The sequence below is a fragment of the Ignatzschineria cameli genome (genome assembly GCF_003121895.1).
GTDB classification, from domain to species: Bacteria; Pseudomonadota; Gammaproteobacteria; order Cardiobacteriales; family Wohlfahrtiimonadaceae; genus Ignatzschineria; species Ignatzschineria cameli.
Genome location: NZ_QEWW01000001.1, coordinates 771,201 through 778,452 on the forward strand (window position 1 = coordinate 771,201; position 7,252 = coordinate 778,452).

Sequence of the window (7,252 nt, forward strand, 5' to 3'; positions counted from 1 at the left end):
TTTAACTTATAATATTTTATAAAATAAAAATGTGTCCAAATAATCAAGATATCCCGATAGAAGATATCTTGATCATCATTCTCTTAATAACTTAAACAATTGAATAGCTTAAGCTTAATAGGTCTCTATCTTTAAAACTTCTTTCAATTTACCCTGATAGAAAGCACAATCTAGCTGAGCTTGAATAATATCAAATTGATTATTGACCACCTCAACCTGCGCCTGATGATATTCACGCTCAGAGTTCAATAGATCCACTAATGTCCTTGTACCAAGCTCTAAATATTGCTTCTTATATAACTCTTTAGTATTTCGAAGATTCTCAACTCTTTGAGAGAGTAGATTTTTGCGTTTGTGTAAATTTTCTAAATGGATGCGAGTATCATCCATCTTTTGACTAACATCTAAACGAACCTCTGCCTTTTTTGCATCAGCCGTTCGCGCCCTACTTGCTGCCGCACGCTTACTTGCAGATAATCCCCCACCTTGATAAACAGGCATTGAGACATTAAGGCTAACGGTAGAATCGATACGGGATCCATAACGAGGCGTTGCATTTAAAGCTCTAGAAGCATTTCCTCTTATAGAGATTGTTGGTAATTCATCTGCTCTTGCTCGCTCTAATTCCGCAAGCGCCCGCTCTGCCTCTAACTCAGCAACTTGATAGGCAGGAATTGCCGACCATTCTGGATCAACAGCACAAGCCGCGGCTAAAGTTGTCGGCAGTTTCCCGACAGTTGCGCTAGTAATCTGCGGTTGCCCAATAATAATTCCTAAGGTGCGTAAAATACTTTGATGTTGAGTGACTGTATCAAGCTCTTCTGAGAGAACATCATCTAATCGAGATTTTGCTTGATAGACATCGGAGAGGTTACTTGCCCCTTTCTCATATCGCTCTTCCACTAATTTACCTAATGCAGATACTCTTGCAACCTGACCTTTTGCTAACTCTGTCAACTGTTTATAGCGATCAGTAGAGACTACTGCTAATGCGGCCATATGTGCTAACTCTTCATTAGTCATCGAGGTGTATGCTTTAGCTGTCAAATAACTATACTCGGCACTCTTTACCTCGCTTGAGCGCTTACCAAAGTCGTAAAGGACCTGCTCTATATTAAGATTAATATCTTGTAGAAACTCACGATCATAGCGATCTGATCGATTACTATCCCTCCGCATTCCTATCCCACCACTAATTTGAGGATAATATTTCGATTCAGCAACCGTTATCAACTCTTCTTCTGTTCGCTCATCACCCTTTGCTTGCGTTACTCTTGGGTGATAAAAGACGATCGCTTGCGCTGCTTCTTGTAGAGTAATATTCCCTTTTTTAATGGTATTTCTACTACTATTTTCATCAGCTGCAACCTTAACTTGATTTGATCTTTGCGTCTTCTCTTCTAACTTTTTAGATAAAGCCTGGAGCTTTTGTGCCTCTGCACTATCATCACTTGCCCAATCAGGAGATTGAGTTTTTGAGGCAGAATTGCTTCCCGCACATGAGATTAACAGGATACTCAAAAGGCTTATTGTTATTGCTTTAATAGAGGAGTTACTTTTCATTAGAATCCATTAAAAAAATCAAAACTTGTAATTAAAAGCTGCTTTTCTATAAAAGATTACAGCCTTGAGGAGTTGCATATACCGTATATACTCCATATATCTACAGTCGTATACCTACAAAATATACTTACAATATCCGAAGTTACAAATTATAACTGATTACAAAGCAATATAGTAAAATTATTATTCAGCTTTAACATGACATAAAAAATGAGCAATGATTAATACAAGAAGTAGCGATAAACTATTGCTCTTTAGTATTAATTATTGCCCAATATTTTATTAACAATTTGTTATTAAGGTTTAATAGAAGTTTAATAGAGGCTTAATTGAATATCGATTAAACACTGACTAAAAATCTATTGAGTAACCATCAATAACTATCGATCAGCCATAATCTCATCTGTAGGAATTTTAGAGATTTCGAGACCGCTCATTGGCGCACCTAAATTTTTAGAGAGTTTCGCAAGAAGCTCAAAATTCTCATAATTTTTCGTTGCTTCAACAATCGCAGACGCAAATTTCTCTGGATTTTCAGATTTAAAGATACCAGAGCCAACAAAAACACCATCTGCACCTAAAAGCATCATCAAGACAGCATCTGCCGGTGTTGCAACACCGCCTGCGGCATAGTTAACAACTGGTAATCGTCCTAATCGTTTAACTTCTTTTACTAACTCATAAGGCGCCTGATGATCTCTGGCAAAAACCATTAACTCATCATCAGATTTATTGATCAATTGGCGAATTTCCGCATTTACTTCGCGCATGTGACGCACCGCTTCAACGATATTACCGGTACCTGGCTCACCTTTCGTTCTCAACATTTTCGCACCTTCACCTAAGCGGCGCAATGCTTCACCGAGATTGCGGCAACCACAGACGAAAGGCACACGATAATCACTTTTAAGAAGATGATAAACATCATCTGCCGGCGTTAATACTTCACTCTCATCAATATAATCGATATTCATCGCTTCTAAGATTCTAGCTTCTGCAATATGACCAATACGTACCTTCGCCATAACAGGGATAGATACTGCATTTTGAATCGCTTCAATCAATGCGGGATCTGTTGTTCGTGCAACGCCCCCTTCCTTACGAATATCTGAAGGAACTCGCTCTAATGCCATTACAGCACAAGCACCCGCGGCTTCTGCAATTTTAGCTTCTTCAACATTCACAACATCCATGATAACGCCTCTTTTAGGCATCTCGATAAATTGACTCATCTCTTCTCCTTCATTAGGTTCTATTTTTAAAATCGTTCTATTTAATTTCAGCTAAATTATTTTAAACTTTTGATTAGGAGTACTAAAACCGTCATCGCAGAATCATAATTGAACGCAAGATGATCGATCGAGTACTCTTTCTTAAACACCATCTACGATATATAACTTTCCTTATCAGCAAAAGAGCCATTTGGATGAGTTTATACCCAGCCATTTAAAGATGATGGATTCTCTGATAAATTGGAGGGAATATAGACGAAAAATAAAGAAGAAAAAAGAAGCTAAAAAGAGCTATATCGCAATGCATTTTGATATTAAAAAGAGTAGTAAAAAGCCCCTTTATCAACAAATTATCGAGTCCATCGAAGAGGCGCTTATTGCCGGAAAATTATTACCTGGAGAGAAACTTCCCTCTGAAAGAGAGCTCAGTCACTTCTTCTCAGTTAATCGATCAACTGTTGTAAGAGCAATGGATGAGTTACATGAGCGCCGTCTTATCATCCGAAAAGTGGGGTCCGGCACTTATATCAACCCACAAAAATGGGGTCAATTTTCAAAGCCAAGATTACAGTGGAATGGTGCGCTTAATAAAGAGATCTTTCAGCATCCTGTCAAATATAATCTTACAAATGGAGATCTTCCTACAGAGTTATATCCCTCCTTGCAACTTCCAGAGATTGATTGGCAATTACTGCTTGAAGCAGAGCGGGAGCAAGAATCGATGCGTCTTGGAACAATTGATCTGAGGGAGGCTGTTCAACGATATCTTCAAAGAAGCCATCAATGGAACGTGCCTATTGAAGAGATTATGATTACTTCCGGCACTCAACAGGCACTCTCCCTCATTGCGCTAGGGCTATTAAAGAGTGGAGACTCTATCGCCATTGAAAATCCATCCTATTTTTACTCCCTCTCTATCTTTCAAGCACTTGGAATTAGAATATATGGAATTCCTATGGATCGAGAAGGAATTATCATCTCTAAATTAGATCAATTACTCCATAAGCATAGAATCAAAATGATCTTTATCAACCCCGTTTTTCATAATCCTACCGGACGGGTGATCTCTCTAAAGAGGAAAGAATTACTGATTTCCTACTGCCATCGAAAACAACTTCCTATTGTTGAAGATGATGCTTATGGACAACTAAAGTTCTACAATTATATCGATAACACTCCCCTTAAAATGGCAAGCAAGGGGGATAATATCTTCTATTTGGGTTCTCTTTCAAAATATCTCGGTAGATCTATTCGTATTGGATGGATGATCGCACCCCGTTCTATTATTGAAAATCTAGCTAATATACGCCAACAACTTGATTCAGGTCTAAGCTCCCTACCCCAATATATGGCCCAGCACTACCTCGATCACTATGCTAGTAGACATGAAGTAGAGCTGCAGCGGACCTTAAAAATAAAAGCAGATCAATTCACAAATTGGCTCGATTATAATCTTTCTGATCTATTTAATTATGAGAGACCTCAAGGAGGATTCCACCTCTTTGCAGAACTCAAAATGGAGCGCTCTCAAAAAGAGATTGAGAAGCGATTATTAGATCTGGAAATAAGAGGAATTGAAGATAGTTATTTTGGTGGTGATGGATTAGCTTACCGCTTCTCGTTTCCCCACTTCTCGAGTCCTCAATAACCACAATGTCATTAACGTTAATGGCAAAATAAAGAGTGTTGGACTTCGATAAGGATAGAGAGAGTTAAAGGCAAAAATATCTACCCAAACAGTATCACTCAATATTAGAAAAAGGAGCGTTCCAAATGTTCCAACTAATAGGGCATAGAAAGCCCCCTTCTCGCTATAACCTTTTAGATAAAATCGCCCCAACATCACAGGGAAATGGGCACTTGCCACCCAAGAAAATGCAAGACCAAAGAGAAAAGCTAAATTCATCTCTCTAAAAAAATAGGCAAGAGTCGCCCCTAAAACAAAAATGATTAATACAGAGAATCGAGCAATGATCAGCTGCCAAGCATTATTCCACTTTTGATCTTTTTTTAAGAGCGGTAAAAGATCATGAGTCACTGTAGCACTAGCCGCCATAACAATTCCTGATATGACAGCTAAAACTGTAATAAGAACTAATAGTGCTAAAATAGTTTGGAAAATAGTGCCCCCTAATAGCGAAGCAAGATGGAGTAAGGTCATGTTTGCGCCTCCTGTCAATTGTTGCCCCTCCAATAAAACGACAGCCCCAAAACCAATTAATAAATTAAGGATAAAAAATAGCGCTATCAATAAAGTTGTCCCTGCTGCTGAAAAGAGAGCGACTGATTGATTTTTAACTGTAAAAAAACGCATTAATATATGTGGCAATCCTAAAAGACCTAATAATAACCCTAATATTAGTGAAACTTGCTCAATCCCAGAGCTGATTGCCTTGCTTGGCATTAAGTAATCAAAAGAAGCGATTGCCGCCGCACGCAAGAAGAGCTCCTCAAATGAAAAGTTGACCCGCTCTAAAACTAAATAAGCTAATGTAAAAGCAAATAAAAATAGTAATAACGCTTTGATGCTCTGTATAAAAGTGGTTGCCCTCATACCACCAATTAGGACAATAAAGAGCGTGAGTAGAGAGATAATCGATAACGCTGTAATAAAAGTTAAGTTTAGCAATAGAGAGAGTAATGCGCTCGCACCGACTAACTGCACTAACAAATAAAAGATGGAGATTAAAAGACTCGTAATAGCACTCAAAATTTTTAAACGATCACTATTAAAAGGTCTATTAATTACATCTGAAAAAGTAAAAGCACCTGTTCCGCGCAATTTATCTGAAAAGAAGAGCAATAATAGAACCCAACCTAATAATGTTGCAACTGCATAAAAGAGTGAATCCATTCCTTGCGAAAAATACATTGCGATTGATCCAAGAAAAGCAGCAGCCGACAAATAATCACCGGCAAGTGCAAAGGAGTTTTGTAATACCCCTATAGATCGATCCGCTAAAAAATAGTGGGCTATACTTTTATTTTGATGCATCTCATTCCCTATATCTGTTATAAAAGATTTTATATTGATTAATATTCAATAACGCTCAATCTACCGTCTCAATAGATAGACGCTAACATAAAGTAACGCTATAAAAGCTCCCCAAAGCATCGAAATAACCCCGCCTAAAATAGAAAGTGGAATCCCCCATAAAAAATGAGTTGCTACAAACTGTGGCCAAAATGAGAGGCTTATATAGTAAATAATCATTGGAATAAGTGCTATTAGGGCTAATAATATTCGGCATTGTTTCACTTAAAACTTCATCCTATTCAAGTAGTAATTAGGGTCGAGTTAAATATAGGCTTATTATTGTATCAATCTACAAACTTTAAGCGCATCTTATATCATCTAAATTTAATCCTCACGCCAGCCATCAAAAGTAATTTCGAATTACTGTTACTTAAAATTGATCTTCAATATCAATAGATCTACCTGTAATCTCCACTAAGACAATCAGCGGAGCTGCGGGAACCTACTATTTCATTCTTATCACTATTGTATGCCCGCAGAGTGGCATCTTTAGTGCCGGCTTCATGTCTACTACTCTAGACCTACCCTATCTATTTACAAAGCCGGTAAACGCGAGATTGTTTAAAATGATTAATTCCAATATATCTATCATGCTTATTGATAATAAGAAAAGCTGATGCGTTACCGAGTTTTATGATTGTGATCTTTTAACGATCCCGTGCCGGCAAGCTTTTATTGATCACTTGCCTGCAAATATGTGATCGTTCTACGACTTAAAATTGATCTTCAATATCAATAGATCTACCCACTAAGACAATCAGCGGAGCCGCGGGAGCCTACTATTTCATTCTTATCACTATTGAATGCCCGCGGAATGGCATCTTTGGTGCCGGCTTCATGTCTACTATTCTATCTATACCTTTGCCTACTACTCTAGACCTACTCGCAAAGACATAAAGGTTAAGCTCCTTGCCGGCGCGAGATTGTTAAAAGAGTACAATTGTAAAATCCGGCAATGCATCAGCCTCTCTTAGAATCAAAAAATATTGAAATTTCTCAAAAGTTATTTTTAAGGAAATATGTTTTTAAGGAATAAAAAAAGAACGCAAGAAAAAAGCCTCTAGCGGTTAAGCTAGAGGCTTTTAAGATAAAGCCCTGGGGTTGACCTACTCTCACATGGGATCTCCCACACTACCATCGGCGCTGCTACGTTTCACTTCTGAGTTCGGGATGGGATCAGGTGGTTCCATAGCGCTATTATCCCCAGGAAAACTGGTTGTGTTTGAAGTGTTTGCACTTCACTCACGAATAAATTTGATTAGTTGGTATCAATAATAGCAATGTTCGATTGACTTGCTTAAGTTGTTGTATTCGCGTCAACTTTGGAAACGATCATGTCTCGTATCAAAATTGTCTAAGACCTATTATATGGTCAAGCCTCACGGTCAATTAGTATTGGTAAGCTCAATGCATTACTGCA

Annotated in this window: 4 protein-coding genes and 1 rRNA gene; 1 reads left to right on the forward strand and 4 read right to left on the reverse strand. The window is 38.0% G+C overall.

What is annotated here, in order from left to right; translation table 11 throughout:
- Window positions 1–114 precede the first annotated feature (114 nt).
- Together DC077_RS03030 and pdxS are read right to left on the reverse strand one after the other, a co-directional pair.
- Window positions 115–1,563 (reverse strand): TolC family protein, encoded by a 1,449-nt coding sequence (locus DC077_RS03030; protein WP_109217823.1) that lies wholly within the window; start codon window positions 1,561–1,563, stop codon window positions 115–117.
- 380 nt (window positions 1,564–1,943) lie between these two features.
- Window positions 1,944–2,795: a pyridoxal 5'-phosphate synthase lyase subunit PdxS gene (pdxS, locus tag DC077_RS03035; RefSeq protein WP_109217824.1), complete on the reverse strand. Its 852-nt coding sequence runs from the start codon at window positions 2,793–2,795 to the stop codon at window positions 1,944–1,946.
- 301 nt (window positions 2,796–3,096) lie between these two features.
- Between pdxS and DC077_RS03040 the strand changes: the two genes are divergently transcribed.
- Entirely contained in the window at window positions 3,097–4,443 is a 1,347-nt protein-coding gene (locus DC077_RS03040; protein WP_162297630.1) for an aminotransferase-like domain-containing protein, read from the forward strand.
- On the opposite strand, the gene DC077_RS03045 is transcribed toward DC077_RS03040, so the two are convergent.
- Together DC077_RS03045 and rrf are read right to left on the reverse strand one after the other, a co-directional pair.
- Complete coding sequence (locus tag DC077_RS03045; RefSeq protein WP_109217826.1) at window positions 4,399–5,790, reverse strand: sodium:solute symporter family transporter; 1,392 nt, start codon at window positions 5,788–5,790, stop codon at window positions 4,399–4,401. The genes DC077_RS03040 and DC077_RS03045 overlap by 45 nt on opposite strands.
- 1,135 nt (window positions 5,791–6,925) lie before the next feature.
- Window positions 6,926–7,040, reverse strand: a 5S ribosomal RNA gene (gene rrf / locus DC077_RS03050).
- Between the last annotated feature and the right edge of the window lie 212 nt (window positions 7,041–7,252).

What these genes read in the sequence shown, in the direction of transcription:
- DC077_RS03030 (WP_109217823.1), bottom strand. Translation starts at nt 1,563, where the DNA reads ATGAAAAGTAACTCCTCTATTAAAGCAATAACAATAAGCCTTTTGAGT.
- pdxS (WP_109217824.1), bottom strand. Translation starts at nt 2,795, where the DNA reads ATGAGTCAATTTATCGAGATGCCTAAAAGAGGCGTTATCATGGATGTT.
- DC077_RS03040 (WP_162297630.1), top strand. Translation starts at nt 3,097, where the DNA reads ATGCATTTTGATATTAAAAAGAGTAGTAAAAAGCCCCTTTATCAACAA.
- DC077_RS03045 (WP_109217826.1), bottom strand. Translation starts at nt 5,790, where the DNA reads ATGCATCAAAATAAAAGTATAGCCCACTATTTTTTAGCGGATCGATCT.